The sequence below is a fragment of the Pantoea sp. nfd-35 genome, from assembly GCF_056892255.1.
This window is the reverse complement of the sequence record NZ_CP122403.1, coordinates 2,005,952-2,027,970: the sequence shown is the minus strand read 5'-3', so window position 1 is coordinate 2,027,970 and position 22,019 is coordinate 2,005,952. Positions and strand designations below refer to the sequence as shown.

Sequence of the window (22,019 nt, the reverse complement as noted above, 5' to 3'; positions counted from 1 at the left end):
GCTACCGGGCTGAATAAAACAGGTAATGCTTACTGTGTCAGGATAGTTTCAACCTGTGCGGGCCCGCTGTTATACATTCCCCAGTACGGGTTAGGTCCCCAGTAGCCCCCACGATGGCGCGTCGGGCCATACCAAATCCACGGGTCAATGGGCTGCGGAGGCGCAACAATCTGGCGCGTCAGATGCCAGCGCTGATAGCCACGAACGTCGATGACCACAAACTGATAGGTGGCCTCGCCAATTTTGCCCTGCTCCGTGCCCTTAATCGTACCAAGCACCGTAACGTACTGATCTTTGACATCCGTCGGATCGACGAAGCCGGGAATGTCGGCATAGATGCGACCCACAGAGCTGGCGCCCAGTACGGGACGCGCGCCCTCATCCAGCGGCTGCGTCGCTATTTCCAACCGGGTTTTGCCGTTACGGTTGAACACGTTAACCACCTTGCCGCCAAAGCGCGATTCCTGACCGACATAGATGGCCGGATCTTTCATCACCCGCAATAAGTCCTGCTGGGGCATGGCGGAATTGCCCTTAATATTATCCGGCACTGAAACACAACCACTTAAAACCAGGGCGCAGGCCAGTAGCAGACCGGCAACACCGTGACGACGAATTGACATGGGTATTCTCCTGAAAGTTGCTGTTTAGAGTGCTCCGATAACAATAAGTTGCGTCTCGTTTCAGCGTCCAGGCAGTTTTTTCCAGGCCACCTCGTTTCTCAGATAGGTGGGTTCTGCGTTTTCAGGCAATACCGTCGCGCCCTGCTGCAAAGCGGCGACGGCCAGCGGCAACATATCTTCTGCCGCAGGCAGTTCCACATGGCTGTTAACCAGCTGAAGGGCATGGCCCTGCTGCAGATCTGGCCAGGCCTGCCAGCCGGTTCCGGCAGTAAACCATTCTCCCTCCAGCGCCTGCATCCGCGTCAAGGCCGCGGCGGGCGACAGTACGCTCTCGCTCGCTTCACCCTGCCAGTGACCCTGCTCATCACGCTGATACTCGGCCCAGTAGACTTCGCCCATACGAGCATCTATCGCGGTTAATACCCGCGTGGCGCCGTGCAGCCGCCAGGCGCCCTGCGCCAGCGTGGCCAGCGTAGAGATGCCCGCCATGGGCAACGCAGCGCCCAGTGCCAGCCCCTGAGCGATCCCGATACCAATACGCACGCCGGTGAAGCTGCCCGGACCGCGGCCAAATGCCAGCGCATCAAGTTGTGTTAGTTCCAACTGCTGAGACTGCAGCAGTTCTGCCACTAAGGGTAAAATTCGTTGGGTGTGATCGCGCGGCGCGATCTCAAAGCGCGCATCAATCTGCTGCCCGTTGAGCAGGGCTGCAGAACAGGCTTCTGTCGCTGTATCCAGCGCTAAAATTCGGACCGACATAACGACCTCAGAGGATTCAAAAACGGCGCGCATCTTAGCATAAAATTACGCGTCAGGTTGCTGACGAATAAAGGCAATAGCCTGCGCGATATCCCGCGTGCGTGGAGTGGGCGGCAGGCTGTTAAGAAACAGCGCGCCATAAGGCCGGGATACCAGACGCTGGTCGCAAATCACCAGCACGCCACGATCGTCAGTATCGCGAATCAAACGGCCAACGCCCTGTTTCAACGTAATCACGGCGTCGGGCAGTTGCACGTCACTGAAGGGATCGCCTCCCCGCAAACGGCAGTCTTCCATGCGGGCTTTTAACAGCGGATCCTCCGGTGAGGTAAACGGCAGCTTGTCGATGATGACCAGCGAGAGCGCATCGCCACGTACGTCCACCCCTTCCCAGAAGCTGCTGGTAGCCACCAGCAGAGCATTGCCCTTTTCGATAAACTGTTTCAGCAGTTGCCCTTTACTGGTTTCGCCCTGCACCAACACCGGCAACGTCATGGAGGCGCGGAACTCGGCCGCCAGCTCACGCATCATCAGATGTGAGGTACATAAGAAGAAGCAGCGGCCTTTATTTGCATCGATCAAGGGTTTCATCATTTTAGCCAGCTGGCGTGCGCCACCGGGACGATTCGGTTCCGGCAGATTGCGTGGAACGCACAGTAATGCCTGCTGTGAGTAGTCAAACGGGCTACTGAGAATCAAACTCTTCGCCTTGCTCACGCCTAACCGATCGGCAAAATGGTCCATCTTTTCATCGACGGCCAGGGTCGCTGAGGTGAAAATCCATGCCGCTTTGCGGTCATCCATCATTTCCCGGAAGCGTTCGGCCACGGATAACGGCGTTAGCGCCAGCACAAAGTGACGCGATGTGCATTCATACCAGTAACTGAATCCCGGTTCGCTGATGGATCGTATGCGCTTCAGTCGCGTACGGTAAAGCGCTGCGCGTTCAAAGGCCGCATCAAGCAGCGCAGAACGCCCGAGAGAGAGTTTAATGACGTCATAGCACAGTTCCAGGGCATCATCGAGCAGCGTGAACATGCGCATGATGTTGTTATCACTGAGTAAGTCCCGCAGATTTCCGCGATAGCCGGGTTCGCCCAGCGCCAGCCGAAAATCCTGAGCGCACTGAGCCAGCCTGTCGGCCGATTTTTGCAGCTGCTGAACGTCACGCACTTCGGTGCGATAGGCAATAATGATGTCTTTCGCCAGATCGGCTAACTGACGGCTGGAGATCTGCTGACCGAAATACTGGCTGGCGATATCCGGTAACTGATGGGCTTCGTCAAAAATCATGACGTCCGCTTCAGGGATCAGCTCACCGAAGCCCCCCTCTTTCACCACCAGATCGGCAAGAAAAAGATGATGATTGACGACGACCACATCGGCATCCATAGCCTTCTTGCGCGCTTTGACGACAAAACACGCTTTATACTGCGGGCAATCGCTTCCCAGACAGTTGTCGTTGGTACTGGTCACCAGCGGCCATATCGGACTGTCTTCCGTCACGTCTGCACAGGCGCTAATATCGCCGTCGACGGTGTGTGAGGCCCAGGCGCGCAGCGTCACCAGGTCGGTAAGCGACTGAACGCTCAGATCGCCGCCGGTGGCAGACTGCTGATCCATCCGCTCCAGGCACAGGTAGTTAGATCGCCCTTTAAGCAGCGCCGTTTTACCGGTAAATTTTAGCGCGTTAGCAATGGTGGGCAAATCGCGAGCATAAAGCTGATCCTGCAGGGCTTTTGAGCCCGTGGACACAATCACTTTTTTATTGGCGCGTAACGCCGGTGCCAGGTAGGCATAGGTCTTGCCCGTCCCCGTGCCCGCTTCAACAACCAGCTCACCGCTGCTCTGCACGGCCTCGGTGACAGCCTGGGCCATTTCACGCTGTGCTTCACGCGGTTTGAACCCCGTAATACGCTTTGCCAGCGCGCCATCTGATGCAAAATCGTCTGCCACGTATCCTCTCAATTCCGGCAAAAAACACTGTATATTATGTCAGTCTTTCCCGCCTTAAGGAAATTGCTGACGCGGGCGTCTCCATTATGCTAGCTGGATGCAGGGAATGCCGCTAATGACTGATATAAAGCGCACCCGCCGCCAGGATCACCCATAAAACCGCCAGCGTGATAAACCCCTGTCTGGCCGTACGCGACATGCCCACAAAAGTTGACACCACCACAGACAGCAGCGCCAGTGCGCCAAACATCACCCAAAACAGATATTGCGTATTCGCCATGCCTTCTTCCTAGGAGTCCTGAACTGATAAGCGACGTTTTATACCATTTTTCCGGCCACGATGCGCGACCGACGCCCGCAGGCGTTTGCAATGGATGACAATGGCATCGGGAATATGTCAGGCTAGGCGTCCAAAAAATAAGGAGAAGATGATGAGCATTACGCGCATTGATCCCGAACATCGTATGTCCGAAGCGGTTGTTCATAACGACACGATTTATTATACCAGCGTGCCTGAAAACCTTGATGCGGATGCCGAAGCGCAAACCGCCAATGCGCTGGCGGTGATTGACGCCCTGCTTACACGCGTGGGCAGTGACAAAAGCAAAATCCTGGATGCCACCATTTTTCTGGTCGATAAAGCTGATTTTGCGGCAATGAACCGCGCCTGGGACGCCTGGGTTTCACCCGGCAATGCCCCAGTGCGCTGCACGGTTCAGGCAGCCTTAATGAATCCGAAGTATAAAGTCGAAATAAAAATTATCGCCGCGCGTTAACCCCGGTTCCGGGCGTCAGCCTTCGTCGTCTTCATCTTCGAAGCGCGCCCGAATCAGTTCTCCGGTGTGACTTTCACGAATTTCCTGCGCCACCAGGGTTATCGCCTCGCCGCTGGACATGCCCTCTGCCATTAACTGTTGAATGCGTTCTACCGCGCGTTGCTGCTGGTCGTGTGAAAGTGCGGGTAATCCTGTAATCATGTTTCACTCCTGCTTTAGGGCTGCCATTATTTCATGGGGAACAAACAGGTGCCAGTCAGGAAAAAATATGTCAGTCTAACGGCATTTCTGATGTCAGATTTTGTGCTCAATGAACGTTCAAACTCATAACCTACGTTATTCTCCTGACGCCCTTACGCACTATTTTTCCCGTATTGCGCATCTGCCATGGGCGATGCTGCTGTCGTCAGGGCACGCCGATCACAGCGATAACCGTTTTGATATCCTGACCGCCGATCCCCTTACCACACTGACGACGCGTGGCAGGATAACAGAAATTCGCCATGGACATGGCCATGAAAACAGTGAGGACGATCCTCTCTCTCTCGTGCAGCACTACTGCAACGCGTTGGGCATCTCCCCAACACGCCATCCGGATTTACCCTTTGTGGGCGGCGCGCTGGGGCTGTTTGGCTATGACCTGGGACGGCGCTTTGAGCAGTTACCTCAGATCGCCACCGCCGATCTGCAGACGCCGGATATGGCGGTGGGCATCTACAACTGGGCATTAATTGCCGATCATCATCGTCAGACATTGACCCTGGTTGCTGTAGAGGATGTTGCGCAGCGGCTCAGTTGGCTGGAAGGCTGGCCCACACGCGAAAGTGCGCCGTTTTCACTGACCAGCGAATGGTCCGCTAACCTCAGCGTTGATGACTACGCGGAACGTTTTCGCAAGGTCCAGGCCTATATCCAGGCGGGTGACTGCTATCAGGTCAACCTGTCACAGCGCTTCAAGGCCGGTTATCAGGGTGACGAATGGCGTGCGTTCTGCTTGCTGAATCAGGCTAATCGCGCGCCTTTCAGCGCTTTTTTACGCCTGCCGGAGAGCGCCATTCTCAGCCTTTCCCCCGAGCGCTTTATGGCGCTGGATCAACACGTCATTACGACTCGCCCGATTAAAGGTACGCGCCCGCGTGACAGCGATCCGGTGCGGGACGCCGCCCAGGCCGAAAGTCTGCGGACGTCCGCCAAAGACCGGGCAGAGAATCTGATGATTGTCGATCTGCTGCGTAATGATATAGGCCGGGTCGCCGTGGCCGGTTCCGTAAGCGTACCCGAACTGTTTGTGGTGGAACCCTTTCCGGCCGTGCATCATCTGGTCAGCACCGTTCGCGCCACGCTGCCCGAAAATCTGCAGGCCTGCGATCTGTTACGCGCCTGCTTTCCCGGCGGTTCGATCACGGGTGCGCCGAAAATTCGTGCAATGGAAATTATCGATGAACTGGAACCGCAACGCCGTAACGCCTGGTGTGGCAGCATCGGATATCTGAGTGTGTGTGGTCGGATGGACACCAGTATTACGATTCGTACGTTGATTGCCGAAGATCATCACCTCTACTGTTCGGCTGGCGGCGGTTTAGTGGCCGACAGCGAGCTGGAATCGGAATATCAGGAAACCCTGGATAAGGTCAGCCGCATTTTGCCCGCGCTGGAAAAAGGGGCCTGAATGGCGTTGACCCTGGCGGATTTCCGCACCCGCTTTCTGCTGCAGCCCCCTCAGCAACCTACGCAGCCGCTTTCTGGGCGCCATGCGGCGGTGTTAATTCCCATTGTTGCACGTCAGCAGCCCGGTCTTCTGCTGACCCAGCGTTCACACGGGCTGCGTAAGCACGCCGGTCAGGTGGCTTTTCCCGGTGGCATGCAGGACCCCGAAGATGGTTCGCTGGTCGCTACCGCTTTGCGGGAAGCGCAGGAAGAGGTGGGCATTTCACCCGCTCAGGTGGAGGTTTTGGGCTGCCTGCCTGCGGTGACCAGCAGCACAGGATTTCAGGTCACGCCTGTGTTAGGCATCATCCCGGACCGCCTCGCGCTGCGCATCAACCCCGATGAAGTGGTGAGTACTTTTGAAATGCCCCTGACCGAAGCGTTGCGCCTCAGCCGCTACGCAGAGCTTGACTACTACCGCGCCGGTATTCGCCATCCTGTGTGGCTGTCGCGCTATCAGGATTACCTGGTCTGGGGCATGACAGCAGGCATTATTCGTTCACTGAGTCAGCAAATTGCGTTTTAGTTGACGCAGCTTTCATTTTTAACCCTGTTTACGGGTTTCCGCGCAATCTCACACTATAATTTTTTTTCGTGGTTTTAATTAGTTTATTTCATGCGAAAAGCAGCGCGTTCATCCTGCTTCGCCGTTTACTATTAGCGCCATAAACTGCCACGGCAGGGTAAGTTTTTTTTGTGAGGAGTGTCACCCATGATTTCGGTTTTTGACATGTTTAAAGTGGGCATTGGCCCATCCAGTTCTCATACGGTCGGTCCGATGAAAGCGGGTAAGCAGTTTGTGGATCTGTTGTCTGAACAGGGCAAACTGCATGAGGTGACACGCATCGCCGTCGATGTCTATGGTTCCCTGTCATTGACCGGTAAAGGTCACCATACCGATATCGCTATCATCATGGGCCTGGCGGGTGAGTCACCTGACAGCGTAGACATTGATTCCATTCCTGCCTTTATCAAAGACGTGCAGCAGCGGGAACGTCTGCTGGTTGCGAAAGGCGCGCATGAAGTCGATTTTCCTCGCGAAGGCGGCATGGTCTTCCGCAGCGAGAACCTTTCTCTGCATGAAAATGGCCTGCGCCTGCTGGCGTTTTCGGGCGATCTGCTGGTGTTGTCAAAGACCTATTACTCCGTTGGCGGCGGCTTCATTGTCGATGAAGAGCATTTTGGTCAGTCTGCGCTGGATGAAGTTTCGGTTCCCTGGCCTTTCCACTCGGCAAAAGAGTTGTTGTCGCACTGCCGTGAAACCGGGCTTTCCCTGTCAGGGCTGGTGATGAAAAATGAACTGGCACTGCATTCGCGTGACGACATTAACGCCTATTTCGCAACAATCTGGCAAACCATGCAGGCCTGTATCGATCGCGGCCTGAATACCGAAGGCGTGCTGCCCGGTCCCTTGCGCGTGCCGCGCCGCGCCGCGTCACTGCGCCGCCTGCTGATCTCCTCTGCCAAGCACTCTAACGATCCCATGGTCGTTATTGACTGGATTAACATGTTTGCTCTGGCGGTAAATGAAGAGAATGCCGCCGGGGGGCGCGTGGTCACCGCACCAACCAACGGTGCCTGCGGCATCGTGCCAGCCGTGCTGGCCTACTACGACCACTTTATCGAACCGGTCACGCCCGATATCTTTATTCGCTATTTTCTCGCCTCCGGCGCGATCGGCATTCTTTATAAAATGAATGCCTCTATCTCCGGTGCCGAAGTGGGCTGTCAGGGCGAAGTGGGCGTTGCCTGTTCTATGGCTGCAGCCGGTCTGGCGGAACTGTTAGGTGCCAGTCCAGAGCAGGTCTGTGTCGCTGCGGAGATCGGCATGGAGCACAATCTGGGTCTGACCTGCGATCCCGTGGCGGGTCAGGTCCAGGTGCCCTGCATTGAACGTAATGCCATTGCCTCCGTGAAGGCCATCAACGCTGCACGTATGGCCCTGCGCCGCACCAGCGAGCCGCGCGTTTCGCTGGATAAGGTCATTGAAACCATGTACGAGACAGGAAAAGACATGAATGCCAAATATCGCGAGACTTCCCGCGGCGGACTGGCGATAAAAGTTCAGTGTGACTAATATTTTTTGAGATTTGTTTCTAACTTTCTGCTTTTTAACCAGTGCATTAGTCAGCCCTGCCTGCTATAAATATTAACAATGTTAAAGCGACCTTCGGGTCGCTCTCCTTTTTTTATGACCTTTCATTTTACGCTCAGGTCCTAAATTTGCTTCGGGCCGTGCCGATAACAACCCAGCTATATCTATTTTCTGGTTTTGGGAAGGTGATTCTTGATGTTCATGGCCCAGCAATATGGTGGACAATACAGACGTAAGCGATTGCTTATTGCGCTGGTGATTGCTTCGATTGTTCTTACATTAACGCTGGCTTTTCGCTATTTTGAAGAAAAATCACGTATTCAAAAGCGAGCAATCAGCTTTGCCGACACGGCGATCACGCGTTTCGATCGCATGTTTTCACCTCTCGACGTCTCAGCGAACAACATGCTGGGCCTGGTGGGTATGCCCTGCCAGGATGCCCGTTTTCCATTAATTGAAAAGATTTCGTCACTACAAACGGTGCGCGCTGTTCTGTTGGTCGATGGGGACACGCTCTACTGTTCCAGTATTTTTGGCACCCGGGACATCTCATTTAGTCAGACCTACCCCGAACTGGCCCTTAACGATCGGCGCATGGTGTTATCCACGGATGAGTATCTGCTTAAAGGTTCACCCGTTTTATTACTGTGGACGCCAACGACGCTGGATAATCGTTCTGGCATTCTTCAGGCCATTAATATTGAATTAATGAGCAGCTACCTGCTGGAGCCGCAGGCGCCCTGGGTTGAACGGGCCATTTTCAACGTCAACGGTAAAAGCCTGGAATACGGTAATCCGTTGATTGAGTCCACGCAGCCTTCTGAGGATGAAGTCACCTATACCGAGGCTTCACTGCGTTATCCTTACACCGTGACGCTCTATGGTCCGTCACCTTCCCGCCTGGCGCTGGAATCTTTACCCTCGCAGTTGCCGCTGGCGCTTATGCTGAGTTTACTGATTGGCTACGTGGTCTGGCTGGCGACCGCCAATCGTATGAGTCTGAGCTGGCAGATTAGTTACGGCATTACGGCCAGGGAGTTTATGGTTTACTGCCAGCCGTTGATCAATGCTCGTACGTCTGAGTGTGAAGGCATTGAGCTACTGTTGCGTTGGCACAATCCTCGGCAGGGCTGGATTCCGCCTGACGTCTTTATCCCTCTTGTTGAGCGTCAGAACCTGATTAAGCCGTTAACCCGCTTTGTACTGAACCGCGTTGTCGAAGCCTTACCCGACCTTCCGCATAGCCCTCATTTTCACATTGCCATTAACGTGGCTGCCAGCCACTTCCGCGACCGCGCCATTCTGGAAGACCTGCAAACGCTTTGGTGGCCCGCCGAGCCCGTTCCCACGCTGGTTGTTGAATTAACCGAACGTGATGCGCTGCCCGTCGTCGATCAGGCCGTAATTTCTCAACTGCACAACATTGGGGTACGTCTGGCGATTGATGATTTCGGCACCGGGCACAGCTCGTTGTCCTACCTGAAAGATTTGCAGCCGGACGTGTTAAAGCTGGATAAAATTTTTACCGCGTCAATTGGCACAGATGCCATCAACGCCACCGTGACGGATATGGTGATTTCTCTGGCACAGCGCCTGAACATCAGTCTGGTTGCGGAAGGCGTTGAAACCGAGGAACAGGCCCACTATCTGCGGGATCGGGGAGTGGAACATTTACAGGGCTATTACTTTGCCCGCCCCATGCCGCTGGAGGACTTTCCGGAATGGTTGCGTCAGCATCAGCTTACCCTCGGCCTGTAATGCGATAAAAGTGTGCCATCGCGTTATTCCGCGCAAAAAAAACGCATCACTCCGTGATGCGTTTTATCTTCAGGTGTGGCCTTAACCTTCTTCTTCGTCGTCGTCACGCTGATCTTTGGTTACCCGGACCAGATCAATGCGGTACTCCGTCGCGTCGATAATCTGGAAGTGCAGCGGTTCGATATCGATCACGTCGCCGGGCTTAGGTAACTGCCCTTTTTGCGCAATCAACAAGCCAGCCAGTGAAGCATGATCTTCCTCCGGCTTCACCAGCTCATGGAAGTCCAGGAGCTGCTGCAGAGAATGCAGGTCAGTGCCGCCTTTTACTAACCAGCCGTCGCCATCCATGATGATATCCGGCGTTTCATCTTCATCCGGGAATTCACCGGCAATCGCTTCCAGCACGTCCAGCGGCGTAATTAAGCCCTGCACCACACCAAACTCGTTAGTCACGATCACGAAGCTACCTTTGGCACGACGCAGCACGCCGAGCAGGTTAATTGGGTCAAGCGTTTCCGGCACAATAATCGTCGGTGTGCTGGCGGCAAAGGTCGCGACGTCAACGCCGTGATCCAGCGCCACCAGCAGCTCTTTGGCCCTGACCACGCCGATGATCTCATCCAGTTCCCCCCGACACACCGGGAACAGGCTGTGCGGCGTATCCAGAAGTTGAATACGAATTTCATCCACAGGACGGTTGGCATCCACCCACGAAATATCGCCGCGCGGTGTCATAATGCTGCGGATGGAACGTGACGCCAGCGTCAGTACGCCGTTAATCATGTAGCGCTCTTCATCTTTAAACGCTTCCTGCGGCATCGCGACGGCAATCGCCTGCTCTTCAGTGCTCGCAGGTGCGCTCTGCACCCGGTTACGTCCCCCCATCAACCGCAGAATGGCCTCGGCGGTGCGCTCACGCATCGGACGATGGGACTGATGACGAATGAAGTTGCGACGGGCAATCTGATTGAACAACTCGATAAGAATCGAGAAACCAATCGCCGCATACAGATAGCCTTTCGGAATATGAAAGCCAAAGCCTTCAGCCACCAGTGACAGGCCGATCATCAACAGGAAACTCAGACACAGCACCACAACAGTAGGATGCGCGTTAACGAATTTGGTTAGCGGCTTGGAAGCCAGCAGCATCACCAGCATCGCAATCACGACCGCAGTCATCATGACCGGCAGGTTATTCACCATCCCTACCGCAGTTATCACGGCATCCAGTGAGAAGACCGCATCCAGTATGACAATCTGGGTCACCACCGCCCAAAAGCTGGCGTAGCTACGGTTACCGCTGTTTTCCAGCTGACGGTTTTCCAGCCGCTCATGCAGTTCCATGGTGGCCTTAAACAACAGGAATATCCCGCCCGCCAGCAAAATCAGATCGCGTCCGGCAAAGCTAAAATCCCCCACGCTGAACAGAGGGCGCGTCAGGGTTACCATCCAGGAGATAAGTGACAACAGCCCCAGGCGCATCACCAGTGCCAGAGAAAGACCAATTAACCGCGCTTTATCACGCTGCTTAGGAGGCAGCTTATCCGCAAGAATGGCAATAAAGACCAGGTTATCAATGCCGAGTACGATTTCCAGCACGATGAGCGTGAGCAATCCCGCCCAAATTGAGGGGTCGAACAGAAATTCCATTAGTGACTCCAGAAAAAGGATGTGATTACGCTAACGCATGCCCGCGTCGAAGGACGTGACAGAGAGAGGCCCGGAAAAGCAGAGAAAACGCGGTCTGGCGTAAATTGGCGCGCTGAAGAGCGCAAAGACAAGGTTAAGCAACGTCGGTGACGATCCATAAGGGTGGGCTGCTGCCCGCTACTCCTGAATAATAAACAGATCGCTAATGTATCAGTTCGTACCACGAGGTCAAAAAATTTTCCTGTTTTTACATTTTCGCCAGACGGCATTGAGTGACATAAAAACTCAACTTCCCTCTTTCATGCTGCAAATAACCAACCAATGTCACAAAATTTATTTTTTCGGACACTAAAATAAATCCGGCATCACGTAGTGAGTTAGTTATCCCTGCAATGTTGAAGTCAGGTTAAATCACATTAACAAGATTTGGATATTGTTAACGCGATAATTCTTAACGGTTCCTCAGGTTCTGAGGAACTAACAAGCGAACGGAGGTAGCACGTGACCATTGCTCTTGTAATTGGTACACACGGCTGGGCAGCGGAGCAGCTGCTAAAAACGGCAGAGATGCTTTTAGGCGAACAGGAAAATGTGGGATGGATTGATTTTGTCCCGGGAGAAAACGCGGACACGCTGATTGAGAAATATCAGGCAAGACTGACAGAACTGGACACCTCACAGGGCGTGCTTTTTCTGGTTGATACCTGGGGCGGCAGCCCTTTCAATGCAGCCAGCCGGCTGGTCGTTGATAAAACACATTATGAGGTGGTCGCCGGGGTAAACATTCCCATGTTGGTGGAAACCCTGATGGCGCGGGATGATAACCCCTCTTTTGACGAACTGGTGGCCATTGCGGTAGAAACCGGTCGCGAAGGCGTCAGAGCCTTAAAAGCACAACCTGAAGAAAAACCCGCAGCGGTTGCCGCCTCGCCCTCCGCCCCGGCCAGCGCCCCGCATGCCAGTCGCCCTCTCACCCCCGACGACCATATGAATATTTGCCTGGCGCGCATCGACGACCGCCTGATTCATGGGCAGGTCGCTACACGCTGGACCAAGGAAACCAACGTCAGCCGCATCATCGTTGTCAGCGACGAAGTGGCCAACGACAACGTGCGCAAAACGCTGTTAACCCAGGTGGCACCGCCGGGCGTCACCGCGCATGTGGTGGGCGTCGATAAGATGGTGCGCGTCTGGAATAACCCCAAATATGCCCGGGATCGGGTCATGCTGCTGTTTACCAACCCGACGGATGTCCTGCGGATTGTTGAGCAAGGGGTTGATATCAAGAGCGTTAACATTGGCGGCATGGCTTTTCGCCAGGGTAAAACCCAGGTCAACAATGCCGTCTCGGTCGATGAAAAAGATATCGCCGCATTTCGCCAGCTTAACGCGCGCAACATCGAACTTGAGGTGCGTAAAGTTTCGGGCGATCCAAAACTAAAAATGATGGATCTGGTGGCAAAGGTGAGCGCATAACGCGCCAGCCGTCTTTTTCTATCCTGTAGAGGACAAGCAGTATGATGGAAATAACCACACTTCAAATTGTATTAATCTTTATCATTGCCTGTATTGCCGGGATGGGTTCGATCCTGGATGAGTTCCAGTTTCACCGTCCGTTAGTCGCCTGTACGCTGATTGGCATTGTGCTGGGTGATATGAAAACGGGCATCATCATCGGCGGTACGCTGGAGATGATTGCGCTGGGCTGGATGAACATCGGTGCTGCGGTTGCCCCGGACGCTGCGCTGGCCTCGATTATCTCCACCATTCTGGTTATTGCCGGTGGACAGAGCGTCGGTGCCGGTATCGCCCTGGCCATCCCGCTGGCGGCAGCCGGTCAGGTGCTGACTATCATCGTGCGTACGCTGACCGTAGCCTTCCAGCATGCCGCTGACAAAGCGGCGGAGAAAGGCAACCTTACGGCCATCTCATGGATCCACGTTTCCGCCTTACTGCTTCAGGCCATGCGCATCGCGATTCCGGCGCTGATTGTGGCTATCTCGGTAGGAACGGATGCGGTTCACTCCCTGCTCAGCTCTATTCCGGAGGTGGTCACCAACGGCCTGAACATCGCGGGTGGCATGATCGTGGTGGTGGGTTATGCCATGGTCATCAACATGATGCGCGCAGGCTACCTGATGCCGTTCTTCTATCTGGGTTTCGTTACTGCCGCGTTTACCAGCTTTAACCTGGTGGCACTGGGCGTGATTGGCGTGGTGATGGCGGTGCTCTATATCCAGCTCAGCCCGAAATATAACCGCGCAGCCGGTGCGCCTGCGGCATCGCCGTCAGCTAACGACCTCGACAACGAACTCGATTAAGGAACAGGTGACAACATGGTTGATATAACAAAAGTCGAAAAGAAACTGACGCCGGGTGACGTACGCGCTGTGTTTTTACGCTCAAACCTGTTTCAGGGCTCCTGGAACTTTGAACGTATGCAGGCGCTGGGGTTCTGTTTCTCAATGGTGCCGGTCATTCGCCGTCTTTATCCTGAAAATAATGACGATCGTAAGCAGGCGATCAAACGCCATCTGGAGTTTTTTAATACACATCCATACGTCGCCGCGCCTGTGCTGGGCGTGACGATGGCAATGGAAGAGCAGCGCGCCAACGGTGCCGCGATTGATGACGGTGCCATTAACGGCATCAAAGTGGGCCTGATGGGCCCGCTGGCTGGCGTTGGTGACCCGATTTTCTGGGGAACCGTTCGTCCCGTGTTTGCGGCATTAGGCGCGGGGATTGCAATGAGCGGCAGTCTGCTCGGTCCGCTGCTGTTCTTTATCCTGTTTAACCTGGCGCGTCTGTTAACCCGTTATTACGGCGTCGCTTATGGTTACCGTAAGGGGATTGATATCGTCAGCGATATGGGCGGTGGCTTCCTGCAAAAACTGACCGAGGGGGCATCCATACTCGGCCTGTTTGTCATGGGGGCGCTGGTCAATAAGTGGACGCACGTCAACATTCCGTTGGTGGTTTCACGCATCACCGATCAAACCGGAAAAACCACGGTGACAACCGTGCAGTCGATTCTGGATCAGCTGATGCCGGGGATCGTACCGCTCCTGCTGACCTTCGCCTGTATGTGGCTGCTGCGCCGTAAGGTCAATGCCCTGTGGATCATTGTGGGCTTTTTTGCTATCGGTATTTTTGGCTACTGGATTGGTTTGCTCGGGCTGTAACCGGCATCACATCGGGAGCTGCGGCTCCCGATGTTTTCAGATTGTGGTCGCGTGACTCACGCCCGGCTTTAATCAGTAAAGGAAGAAGAATGTCATTGACCGACATCGTCATCGCCCTCTGCATCGCTGCCCTTCTGTTATTGGCTATTTACGTTGAAGCCGTGCTGCCACGTCGTCATGGCCCTGCGCTTTTACGTGTCCCGCTCCAACGCCAACACAAAGCAGACAGCCTGATTTTTATTGGCTTACTGCTCATTCTGTTGTGGAACAATCTGACCCATCAGGGGCCGAAACTCACAACCACGCTTTTGATGGTGCTGTGCTTTTTATCGTTCTGGCTTTTCTGGGTGCGCCGCCCCAAATTGCTGATGAAAAGTCAGGGGCTGTTTTATGCCGGCAGATGGACAACGTATCCACAGATACAGAGCATCAATCTTTCCGAGGACGGTATTTTGGTGATGCAGCTTGAGCAGCGGCGGTTGCTTATCGCCGTGCAACAGCTTGACGATCTGGAACGCATTTACCAGACCCTGGTGGAGGCACGCTAATCGCGTTGCCACAGGGTGATCATAAAGTCTGCGTCGCAGGGAAACTGCGTACGTTCCGCTAAGCTCTGCCACACATCAGGTCGCGCGCGCCAGGCAAAGGGCGTCATCTGCAACAAGGTGGTGGCAGACTGCCCGCTCAACGCCATTGGATACGTTAAACGATGCTGGGCGAGTTGACGAAATCCCTGGTAGCTTTTCTCTTCCGAGGCGTGGAGTTGAACGTCGCGGTATATCAGCGCCTTAAGCTGCTGAAGATGATGAGGCCCGGGCGTGACCGTGAGTAAAAAGCCTCCCGGTTTAATGACCCGGCTGAGCTCAGTCTCGTTACAGGGCGCATAAATGCGGACCACCGCATCCAGCGAAGCATCACCAAACGGCAGGCGGTGGCTTGATGCCACGCAAAATAAAACCTGGGCGTAACGCTTTGCCGCCAGCCTGACGGCCATCTTCGCCACATCCAGACCATAAACCTGGCCCTCAGGCGCGAGCTCGCTGGCCAGTGCGCCCGTGTAGTACCCTTCTCCACAGCCGATATCCAGAATCTGCGCAGCCGGTTGGTTCAGATGCTGGTTAAGGACGGCAACCACGTTGTCCCGCAATGGCTGGTAGTGACCGGCCTGCAGAAACGCACGTCGCGCCTGCATCATGTCTGCACTGTCGCCCGGTTCACGTGAACCTTTATGTTGAACGGGCAGCAAATTGACGTAGCCCTCTTTCGCCTGATCGAACTGATGGCGATTTTCACAGCGCCAGCTGCGGTCAGTCAGGGTCAGGGGGAAGTGACAAAGTGGGCAGTTCAAAGACATCAGGCGCTCCGGCAAAGATTAACGCGCGGAAGTGTACTTGACGGGAAACAATAGCGAAAGCGTAAAAAAAGCCTCGGCCAGTTGGCCAAGGCTTTAATATCTGAGACTGTGGTGCATGGCACCCGTCTGAGGCGAAATCAGATAGCAGTAACGTTAACCGCTGCTGGGCCTTTCTGGCCGTCCTGAATTTCGAACTCAACGTTTTGGCCTTCGGCCAGCGTTTTGAAGCCGTTGCCCTGAATAGCAGAGAAGTGTACGAATACATCTTTGCTACCGTCAGCTGGAGTGATAAAACCGAAGCCTTTAGACTCGTTGAACCACTTAACCTGACCTTTAATCTTTGCCATTTTACTAATTCCTTAAAGTGTTTATTTTGCCCGGAGGCTAACCTACAGATAAAACAGAGACATTACTGAATGAGGCACTGATTAAAGTTCGGCAAGGAAGCGGTATTCAACGTCAACGTCTTTACTCGTAACTTCTTTACTGAAGATGCCATACATAAACAGAACTGTACCTCGTTTAACCCACGAATTGTTATCACATATCCGCTAAATAATGGCAAGCCATTTTTATAAACACGGTCGGCGCTTTTCACATATTTGCAAGACAGCTCCCAGAGAATGTACTTTCTGGTACATAAGCCTGTGTACTGAACGCCACTAATAGTCACAACAACCCTATAATATAATGCTTTTCTGCCCAGACAGGGTGATATCTGACGCCGTCTCGGCCGTCCAGCCAGAGGGATAACATTAAAAAAATAACATTGCACTAATATGGCAAAGTTGCACCAAATAAAGGAGCCGATAAGTGAAGCGCGGGTAAACTATTGCAGCAGGCTTGTACAATAAATTCTATTTCGTACAAATATAAATTTTATTTCCAGTAAAATCATAAGTTGAGCGTTAACGCAATCACTTACAGCTTGCATGCAGGCGTTTTTTGAATTACGCCTGCCGGGGGCCGTGAAGGAATATTGATTTCAGCCAGAATCCCGTGACGTCAGAAGGAAAGGTTATTACCTCTGACTACGCCTGGTCGATATAGCTCAGGCTGCGGCTCTCGCCTATCTGCCAGGGCGTAAAATGCCTGCTTGCTTCCCCACGTTGTTGTAAGACCCGCAGCAATTCTGCCGGGGGCGCATCGAGCGATTCATCAGCAAGTTCAAAGACGCCCCAGTGAACAGGGATCGTGAGAGGCTGCCCTATTGCATGCCAGAGCGACACCGCCTGTTGAGGATCCATATGTTGCCCCGCCATAAACCAGCGGGGTTCATAGGCACCGACGGGCAGCGCGGCAAGATTAAACGGCCCGAGACGCGCGGCAATGGCATGAAGGTTTTCAGTGTAGCCACTGTCCCCCGAGAACCAAAAGCGCAGCGACGCGGTGTGGATGACCCAGCCGCACCACAATGACCGGTTGCGGTCAGTTAACGTGCGCATACTCCAGTGGCGGGCCGGAACCGCATGAAACTGAATACCCTCGAAGGCTTTCTGCTGCCACCAGTCAAGCTGATGTACCTGCTTCACGCCACGGCGTTGACACCAGTCAGCCAGACCCAGCGGAACCACAAAAACCGCCTCTGGAAAGTGGCGTACGATCTGCTTGATGGTCGGCTTATCCAGATGATCGTAATGGCTGTGGGAGATCAACACGTAATCCAGATGTGGCAACTGGTCGATCGTCAGCGGCGAAGGTGTTTTGCGTTCCGGCCCCAGAAACGGCAATGGCGATGCCCGCCGGGAAAGTGCGGGGTCAATCAGAATATAGCGTTGATTCAGCCGCAACAGCAGCGCAGCATGGCCCAGCCACCAGATGCGATCGTCGTCACCGCTCAGGTCGGCGGGTTGCCACCACTGCGCCCTAAAACCATCATAGCCCTGCTGAGGCGGATGCGGTAATCCCTGCACTTTACGTTCCTTACGCCAGCGCTTCAGGTCACCCTGTTGGCGCATATCAGGTTCAGGGTTGCGAAACCCCTCCGGCGTATGATGGGGTTTACTGCTGTCATACCAGGGATTTTTCCAGGCCATCCGGCCTCCATGCAGGATTTAACGTTCCGGGATCAGGCGAATAAAATCATTGCTTTCCGCCTGCTCTTCCGCTTTTTGCTCGGCGGCACCCGTTTGCCTCTCGATCAGCCGCTTAAGCAGCGCGTTTTGTTTCTTTTGCTCTTCTAACAGTGACGCCAGCAACGCAATCTGTTCATTTGCCCGAACGCTGGCGCGGTTAACATAGAACCATAGCATCAATGCCACAATCAGCACGATTCCCATCACGCCAAAGCTGACCACAGGACCCGCATTAGCGGCTAACTCATTCATAACTGCCTCAAGATACCAGGTGAAATCACAATAAAGGGGACGACCCGCCATTCTACCCTGTGGCGCAGTAAAAGATAATGGTGACGTAAATGATGTGTATCAATCTGCTTCTTTCAGTTATCTCTGATCGCATCCCTTTTAAAAGCGAGGCATGCTGCCCCTGTACATCATGTTAAGCAGCAGTCACTGGAACACTGCGTTGGGTATCATAAGGAGATACAATGAAACTGTTCATTCGGGCAATTGTTGTTGTGGGAATCATCTGGCTGGCCATGCTGTTTACCGGATATGGCGTGCTGGCCGGAAGTAACAAGAATGCCGCAGGTCTGGGCCTGAAGTGTAACTACCTGACCGCACGGGGCATGATCACGGCACAATATCTGCACACCGACAGCGGCGTCGTGGGCGTTACCGACTGCCCGCTGTTGAAAAAGAGTGGCGACGTGATTGATAACTGATCGCACTGAAGCGGGCCACGGCCCGCTTTTTCAGTTTAAAGGGTAATCGTGGTAACCAAGCTCAGCGGAAAGACGGCGTCCCGCCTCATGCAGCATTGCCACGTAAGTGTGCTTGTTCGATGCCGGGAAGCGCAGCGTAGGAAAAGAGATACTCAGCCCCGCGACGGCCACGCCGAAACGATCGAAAATGGGCACGGCGATGCAGCAAACGCCCTCTTCCTGCTCTTCATTATCCTCACCATAACCCTGCTTCCTGACCTGACTCAGGACGTCAATAAGCGCGCCGGCGTCAGAAAGCGTATTCGCGGTATTAATGGTAAAGGTTATCCGCTGCAAAATGTCGTTAATGTCTTCCCGACTGCGCCACGCCAGTAACACTTTACCCAGCGCGGTTGAGTGCAGCGGATTGCGGCGGCCAATACGTGACGACATGCGCAGGTTATACAGCGAATCGATCTTATGGACATAGACAATACTGTCCTCGTCCAGCGCGCCCAGATGGATCGTTTCTTTGGTTAACCGGGACAGTTCACGCATCTGCACATCGGCACTGCGGATCAGGTCAATGTTCTGCAGCGCTTTCGATCCCACCTCAAACAGTTTTAACGTCAGTGAGTATTTTTCGCTTTCCCCTTCCTGGGCGACATAGCCCAGTGATTTCATGGTTTGCAGGAAACGGTAAACGGTGCTTTTAGACATCATCAGCCGCTGAGCCAGTTCGGTAATACCGTGATCGCGCTCTTCGCTTAAGGCCTGCAAAATGCCAAACACCTTTTGCACCGAAGAGACAGAATCAGGTTGTTTGTCCTTTGAATCAGGAACCATTGCTCACCTTGAATACGTGTTTCAAAAAAAACGGAACGGGGTTGCAGTATAGATTGCGGCGCCTCGCTCCGGCAAACTTTCAAGGTCTGTAACATCTGTAAAATATATTTTTCATTCCGGCGCGGTGCATTTTGTCCGCCAATTGATTAGCATGATGATATTCACACTCTTTAATATTAGCCTCTATGTCACTCTCTTCTTCTGACGGCGGACTTCCTGTGCCACAACGGTACTGGGCTATTCTGACAATCGCCATTGGCCTCATCATGGCGGTGTTAGACGGCTCAATTGCCAATGTGGCTCTCCCAACCATTTCACGTGAGCTGCAGGCCAGCCCGGCCCAGTCGGTCTGGGTCATTAACGCCTATCAGATCGCGATTGTGGCTTCACTGCTGTCGCTGTCCTTTTTGGGCGATATCGTTGGATACCGCCGCGTTTATCAGTTCGGCCTGGTGGTCTTTGCCGCGACATCGGTGTTCTGCGCGCTGTCATCCACGCTGACGATGCTGACCGTTGCGCGTGTCTTGCAGGGGCTTGGCGGTGCTGCGGTCATGAGCGTTAATACAGCGCTGATACGCATTATCTATCCTCCTCGCTATCTGGGTCGGGGCATTGCCATCAATGCACTGCTGGTGGCGATCTCAACCGCTGCCGGTCCCACCGTCGCGGCAGCCATTCTTTCTGTTGCCAGCTGGCGTTGGTTATTTCTGATTAACCTGCCGCTGGGTGCAGTGACACTCTGGTTGGCGTTGCGTTATCTGCCCGATAACCCACAACGGGCAAAAACCCAGAAGTTCGATATCACCAGTGCGGTGATGAATGCGCTTTTTTTCGGGCTGTTGATTTCGGCTCTGGGGGGATTTGCGCAGGGACAGCCCCACTGGCTGATCGCCAGCGAAATTGTGGTGATCATCCTGGTCGGTTATTTCTTTATCCGTCGTCAGTTAAGGATGGAGGTGCCGCTGCTGCCGGTTGACTTGCTGCGTATTCCCATTTTCGCGCTGTCGATCTGCACTTCCGTCTGCTCTTTCTGTGCACAAATGCTGGCGATGGTCTCTCTGCCTTTTTATCTGCAAAGCGTACTGGGTCGCGATGAAGTCGCAACAGGCCTGCTGCTGACGCCCTGGCCTCTTGCTACCATGCTGCTTTCACCCATTGCGGGCCGTTTGATTGAGCGGGTCCATGCCGGTCTGCTCGGCGGCATTGGTCTGGCACTGTTTGCCAGCGGGCTGTTCCTGCTGGCCCGGCTGCCTGCCCAACCTGACGACATGGATATTATCTGGCGCATGATGCTGTGCGGAGCCGGTTTTGGCCTGTTTCAGTCGCCAAACAACCATACAATCGTCACTGCTGCGCCGCGCAACCGCAGCGGCGGTGCCAGCGGTATGTTAGGCACGGCGCGATTACTGGGCCAGAGCAGCGGCGCGGCGCTGGTCGCGCTGATGTTCAATCTGATGGGAAATGGCGGAACCCATGCCTCGCTGTTATTAGCGGGAGGATTCTCTACCGTCGCCGCCCTTCTCAGCCTGTCACGAATGAAAGCCTGAGTTCAGCGATAAAAAAAGGCGACGTTGCCGTCGCCTTTTTCGTGAGGGTTACTTCAGGTATTCACCGCTGCGCAGCGCTTCGATTCGTTTATCTAACGGTGGATGCGACATAAAGAGTTCGCTAAATGATTTTCCTTTTCCGTTAATACAAAACGCCATCATGCTGCTGGGTTCCTGCGGCTCATAGCTGGTTTTCAGACGCTGCAAAGCCGCAATCATTTTTTCGCGCCCCACCAGTTTGGCCGAGCCGGCATCGGCATGGAATTCACGATGACGTGAAAACCACATCGTGATGATGCTGGCCAGAATACCGAATACCAGTTCAAGCACCATCGAGACAGCAAAGTAGACCAGCGGATTTCCGTTGCTGCTCTCCTCGCCATCACGGTTGCCGGACATAAAGCCCGCCGCAATCTGTGCCAGGATACGCGACACAAAGATAACAAAGGTGTTCACCACACCCTGAATCAGCGTCATGGTGATCATGTCGCCATTCGCAATGTGCGCCACCTCGTGCGCCAGCACCGCCTCCGCTTCATCACGACTCATGTTTTGTAGCAGGCCAGTAGAAACCGCCACCAGCGAGGCATTACGCCGCGCACCGGTTGCAAACGCGTTGATATCCGGCGCGTGATAGATAGCGACCTGGGGCATAGCAATACCGACCTGCTGTGCCTGTCGGCCAATCGTGTCAATTAACCAGCGCTCGGTTTCGTTGCGCGGTTGCTCAATCACTTCACCGCCAACTGAACGTAGCGCCATCCACTTCGACATCAGCAGTGAGACAAACGCACCGCCGAAGCCAAACAAGCCTGCCATTATCATCAGGCCCTGAACACTGCTTGACTGGATTCCTGTCAGGCTGAGAATCAGCCCGAATACCAACATCACAGCCAGGTTGGTCAGCAGGAAAAGAGCAATACGCATCATAACGGTTAATCTTCCTCAGTAGTTCATGCGCTCATGCGCGGATACATATCCTATGAGCATTGTGCGGGTTTT

General features: G+C 54.1%; 23 protein-coding genes and 1 pseudogene. 11 read left to right on the top strand and 13 right to left on the bottom strand.

All coding sequences use genetic code 11. The features are described from left to right. Positions 1-29 precede the first annotated feature (29 nt). From P9J57_RS09450 to P9J57_RS09435, 4 genes are all read right to left on the bottom strand, one after another. Entirely contained in the window at positions 30-623 is a 594-nt protein-coding gene (locus P9J57_RS09450) for a Slp/YeaY family lipoprotein (protein ID WP_013026011.1), read from the bottom strand. 60 nt (positions 624-683) lie between these two features. Further along, a complete protein-coding gene (tsaB, locus tag P9J57_RS09445; RefSeq protein WP_015700197.1) occupies positions 684-1,382 on the bottom strand; it encodes a tRNA (adenosine(37)-N6)-threonylcarbamoyltransferase complex dimerization subunit type 1 TsaB in 699 nt (232 codons plus the stop codon). A gap of 45 nt (positions 1,383-1,427) precedes the next feature. After that, positions 1,428-3,338 (bottom strand): DNA repair helicase YoaA, encoded by a 1,911-nt coding sequence (gene yoaA, locus P9J57_RS09440; RefSeq protein WP_014605706.1) that lies wholly within the window; start codon positions 3,336-3,338, stop codon positions 1,428-1,430. A gap of 112 nt (positions 3,339-3,450) precedes the next feature. Beyond that, a complete protein-coding gene (locus tag P9J57_RS09435; protein ID WP_013026014.1) occupies positions 3,451-3,618 on the bottom strand; it encodes a hypothetical protein in 168 nt (55 codons plus the stop codon). 151 nt (positions 3,619-3,769) lie between these two features. Here P9J57_RS09435 and P9J57_RS09430 point away from each other — a divergent pair, with 151 nt between their 5' ends. After that, entirely contained in the window at positions 3,770-4,114 is a 345-nt protein-coding gene (locus tag P9J57_RS09430; protein WP_014605705.1) for a RidA family protein, read from the top strand. A 15-nt stretch (positions 4,115-4,129) separates the two neighbouring features. Here the strand turns inward: P9J57_RS09430 and P9J57_RS09425 are convergent, their stop codons facing one another. Beyond that, positions 4,130-4,315, bottom strand: a complete 186-nt coding sequence (locus P9J57_RS09425) for a YoaH family protein (protein WP_013026016.1) — start codon at positions 4,313-4,315, stop codon at positions 4,130-4,132. 109 nt (positions 4,316-4,424) lie between these two features. On the opposite strand from P9J57_RS09425, the gene pabB reads away from it, so the two are divergent. The 4 genes from pabB to P9J57_RS09405 all read left to right on the top strand — a co-directional run bounded on the left by pabB (position 4,425) and on the right by P9J57_RS09405 (position 9,674). After that, positions 4,425-5,783 carry an aminodeoxychorismate synthase component 1 gene (gene pabB / locus P9J57_RS09420; protein ID WP_116584458.1) on the top strand — a complete coding sequence of 453 codons (1,359 nt, stop codon included), beginning with the start codon at positions 4,425-4,427 and terminating at the stop codon, positions 5,781-5,783. Beyond that, positions 5,784-6,347, top strand: a complete 564-nt coding sequence (locus P9J57_RS09415) for a CoA pyrophosphatase (protein WP_013026018.1) — start codon at positions 5,784-5,786, stop codon at positions 6,345-6,347. A gap of 186 nt (positions 6,348-6,533) precedes the next feature. Then, complete coding sequence (locus tag P9J57_RS09410) at positions 6,534-7,898, top strand: L-serine ammonia-lyase (protein WP_014593850.1); 1,365 nt, start codon at positions 6,534-6,536, stop codon at positions 7,896-7,898. 213 nt (positions 7,899-8,111) lie between these two features. Beyond that, complete coding sequence (locus P9J57_RS09405) at positions 8,112-9,674, top strand: EAL domain-containing protein (RefSeq protein WP_019105116.1); 1,563 nt, start codon at positions 8,112-8,114, stop codon at positions 9,672-9,674. Between the two features lie 81 nt (positions 9,675-9,755). Here the strand turns inward: P9J57_RS09405 and P9J57_RS09400 are convergent, their stop codons facing one another. Further along, a complete protein-coding gene (locus tag P9J57_RS09400; protein ID WP_022623238.1) occupies positions 9,756-11,324 on the bottom strand; it encodes a TerC family protein in 1,569 nt (522 codons plus the stop codon). A 501-nt stretch (positions 11,325-11,825) separates the two neighbouring features. Here P9J57_RS09400 and manX point away from each other — a divergent pair. From manX to P9J57_RS09380, 4 genes are all read left to right on the top strand, one after another. Next, complete coding sequence (gene manX, locus P9J57_RS09395) at positions 11,826-12,800, top strand: PTS mannose transporter subunit IIAB (protein WP_014605701.1); 975 nt, start codon at positions 11,826-11,828, stop codon at positions 12,798-12,800. A 44-nt stretch (positions 12,801-12,844) separates the two neighbouring features. Next, positions 12,845-13,645, top strand: a complete 801-nt coding sequence (locus P9J57_RS09390) for a PTS mannose/fructose/sorbose transporter subunit IIC (RefSeq protein ID WP_026020938.1) — start codon at positions 12,845-12,847, stop codon at positions 13,643-13,645. 15 nt (positions 13,646-13,660) lie between these two features. Continuing rightward, positions 13,661-14,506 carry a PTS mannose transporter subunit IID gene (locus tag P9J57_RS09385; RefSeq protein ID WP_013026024.1) on the top strand — a complete coding sequence of 282 codons (846 nt, stop codon included), beginning with the start codon at positions 13,661-13,663 and terminating at the stop codon, positions 14,504-14,506. Between the two features lie 89 nt (positions 14,507-14,595). After that, positions 14,596-15,054 (top strand): DUF986 family protein, encoded by a 459-nt coding sequence (locus tag P9J57_RS09380; RefSeq protein WP_014593854.1) that lies wholly within the window; start codon positions 14,596-14,598, stop codon positions 15,052-15,054. Here P9J57_RS09380 and rlmA read toward each other — a convergent pair. The 5 genes and pseudogenes from rlmA to P9J57_RS09355 form a co-directional block, all read right to left on the bottom strand. Beyond that, the gene (gene rlmA / locus P9J57_RS09375) at positions 15,051-15,860 is read right to left on the bottom strand and encodes a 23S rRNA (guanine(745)-N(1))-methyltransferase (protein ID WP_014605700.1); all 810 of its coding nucleotides are present in this window, start codon (positions 15,858-15,860) and stop codon (positions 15,051-15,053) included. The genes P9J57_RS09380 and rlmA overlap by 4 nt on opposite strands. A 137-nt stretch (positions 15,861-15,997) precedes the next feature. Continuing rightward, positions 15,998-16,207 carry a transcription antiterminator/RNA stability regulator CspE gene (gene cspE, locus P9J57_RS09370; protein WP_001062678.1) on the bottom strand — a complete coding sequence of 70 codons (210 nt, stop codon included), beginning with the start codon at positions 16,205-16,207 and terminating at the stop codon, positions 15,998-16,000. 37 nt (positions 16,208-16,244) lie between these two features. Continuing rightward, positions 16,245-16,363, bottom strand: a pseudogene (locus P9J57_RS09365) (DUF2627 domain-containing protein). Between the two features lie 528 nt (positions 16,364-16,891). Continuing rightward, positions 16,892-17,896, bottom strand: a complete 1,005-nt coding sequence (locus P9J57_RS09360) for an MBL fold metallo-hydrolase (protein ID WP_483279481.1) — start codon at positions 17,894-17,896, stop codon at positions 16,892-16,894. Positions 17,897-17,914: 18 nt separating this feature from the next. Continuing rightward, complete coding sequence (locus tag P9J57_RS09355; protein WP_044042541.1) at positions 17,915-18,187, bottom strand: YebO family protein; 273 nt, start codon at positions 18,185-18,187, stop codon at positions 17,915-17,917. Positions 18,188-18,408: 221 nt separating this feature from the next. Here P9J57_RS09355 and P9J57_RS09350 point away from each other — a divergent pair, with 221 nt between their 5' ends. Further along, positions 18,409-18,645, top strand: coding sequence for a YobH family protein (locus tag P9J57_RS09350; protein ID WP_013026030.1), 237 nt, complete (start codon positions 18,409-18,411; stop codon positions 18,643-18,645). A gap of 30 nt (positions 18,646-18,675) precedes the next feature. Here P9J57_RS09350 and kdgR read toward each other — a convergent pair whose 3' ends face one another. Further along, a complete protein-coding gene (gene kdgR, locus P9J57_RS09345) occupies positions 18,676-19,470 on the bottom strand; it encodes a DNA-binding transcriptional regulator KdgR (protein WP_013026031.1) in 795 nt (264 codons plus the stop codon). Positions 19,471-19,655: 185 nt separating this feature from the next. On the opposite strand from kdgR, the gene P9J57_RS09340 reads away from it, so the two are divergent. Continuing rightward, complete coding sequence (locus P9J57_RS09340; RefSeq protein ID WP_013026032.1) at positions 19,656-21,017, top strand: MFS transporter; 1,362 nt, start codon at positions 19,656-19,658, stop codon at positions 21,015-21,017. Positions 21,018-21,065: 48 nt separating this feature from the next. Here the strand turns inward: P9J57_RS09340 and htpX are convergent, their stop codons facing one another. Continuing rightward, the gene (htpX, locus tag P9J57_RS09335; RefSeq protein WP_013026033.1) at positions 21,066-21,947 is read right to left on the bottom strand and encodes a protease HtpX; all 882 of its coding nucleotides are present in this window, start codon (positions 21,945-21,947) and stop codon (positions 21,066-21,068) included. Between the last annotated feature and the right edge of the window lie 72 nt (positions 21,948-22,019).

Coding starts and splice junctions, on each gene's coding strand:
- P9J57_RS09385 (WP_013026024.1), top strand. CDS start 13,661: ATGGTTGATATAACAAAAGTCGAAAAGAAACTGACGCCGGGTGACGTA.
- P9J57_RS09405 (WP_019105116.1), top strand. CDS start 8,112: ATGTTCATGGCCCAGCAATATGGTGGACAATACAGACGTAAGCGATTG.
- P9J57_RS09390 (WP_026020938.1), top strand. CDS start 12,845: ATGGAAATAACCACACTTCAAATTGTATTAATCTTTATCATTGCCTGT.
- rlmA (WP_014605700.1), bottom strand. CDS start 15,860: ATGTCTTTGAACTGCCCACTTTGTCACTTCCCCCTGACCCTGACTGAC.
- P9J57_RS09425 (WP_013026016.1), bottom strand. CDS start 4,315: ATGATTACAGGATTACCCGCACTTTCACACGACCAGCAGCAACGCGCG.
- P9J57_RS09435 (WP_013026014.1), bottom strand. CDS start 3,618: ATGGCGAATACGCAATATCTGTTTTGGGTGATGTTTGGCGCACTGGCG.
- P9J57_RS09340 (WP_013026032.1), top strand. CDS start 19,656: ATGTCACTCTCTTCTTCTGACGGCGGACTTCCTGTGCCACAACGGTAC.
- P9J57_RS09410 (WP_014593850.1), top strand. CDS start 6,534: ATGATTTCGGTTTTTGACATGTTTAAAGTGGGCATTGGCCCATCCAGT.
- cspE (WP_001062678.1), bottom strand. CDS start 16,207: ATGGCAAAGATTAAAGGTCAGGTTAAGTGGTTCAACGAGTCTAAAGGC.
- P9J57_RS09360 (WP_483279481.1), bottom strand. CDS start 17,896: ATGGCCTGGAAAAATCCCTGGTATGACAGCAGTAAACCCCATCATACG.
- P9J57_RS09415 (WP_013026018.1), top strand. CDS start 5,784: ATGGCGTTGACCCTGGCGGATTTCCGCACCCGCTTTCTGCTGCAGCCC.
- P9J57_RS09355 (WP_044042541.1), bottom strand. CDS start 18,187: ATGAATGAGTTAGCCGCTAATGCGGGTCCTGTGGTCAGCTTTGGCGTG.
- kdgR (WP_013026031.1), bottom strand. CDS start 19,470: ATGGTTCCTGATTCAAAGGACAAACAACCTGATTCTGTCTCTTCGGTG.
- tsaB (WP_015700197.1), bottom strand. CDS start 1,382: ATGTCGGTCCGAATTTTAGCGCTGGATACAGCGACAGAAGCCTGTTCT.
- P9J57_RS09450 (WP_013026011.1), bottom strand. CDS start 623: ATGTCAATTCGTCGTCACGGTGTTGCCGGTCTGCTACTGGCCTGCGCC.
- P9J57_RS09400 (WP_022623238.1), bottom strand. CDS start 11,324: ATGGAATTTCTGTTCGACCCCTCAATTTGGGCGGGATTGCTCACGCTC.
- P9J57_RS09380 (WP_014593854.1), top strand. CDS start 14,596: ATGTCATTGACCGACATCGTCATCGCCCTCTGCATCGCTGCCCTTCTG.
- P9J57_RS09430 (WP_014605705.1), top strand. CDS start 3,770: ATGAGCATTACGCGCATTGATCCCGAACATCGTATGTCCGAAGCGGTT.
- pabB (WP_116584458.1), top strand. CDS start 4,425: ATGAACGTTCAAACTCATAACCTACGTTATTCTCCTGACGCCCTTACG.
- P9J57_RS09350 (WP_013026030.1), top strand. CDS start 18,409: ATGAAACTGTTCATTCGGGCAATTGTTGTTGTGGGAATCATCTGGCTG.
- htpX (WP_013026033.1), bottom strand. CDS start 21,947: ATGATGCGTATTGCTCTTTTCCTGCTGACCAACCTGGCTGTGATGTTG.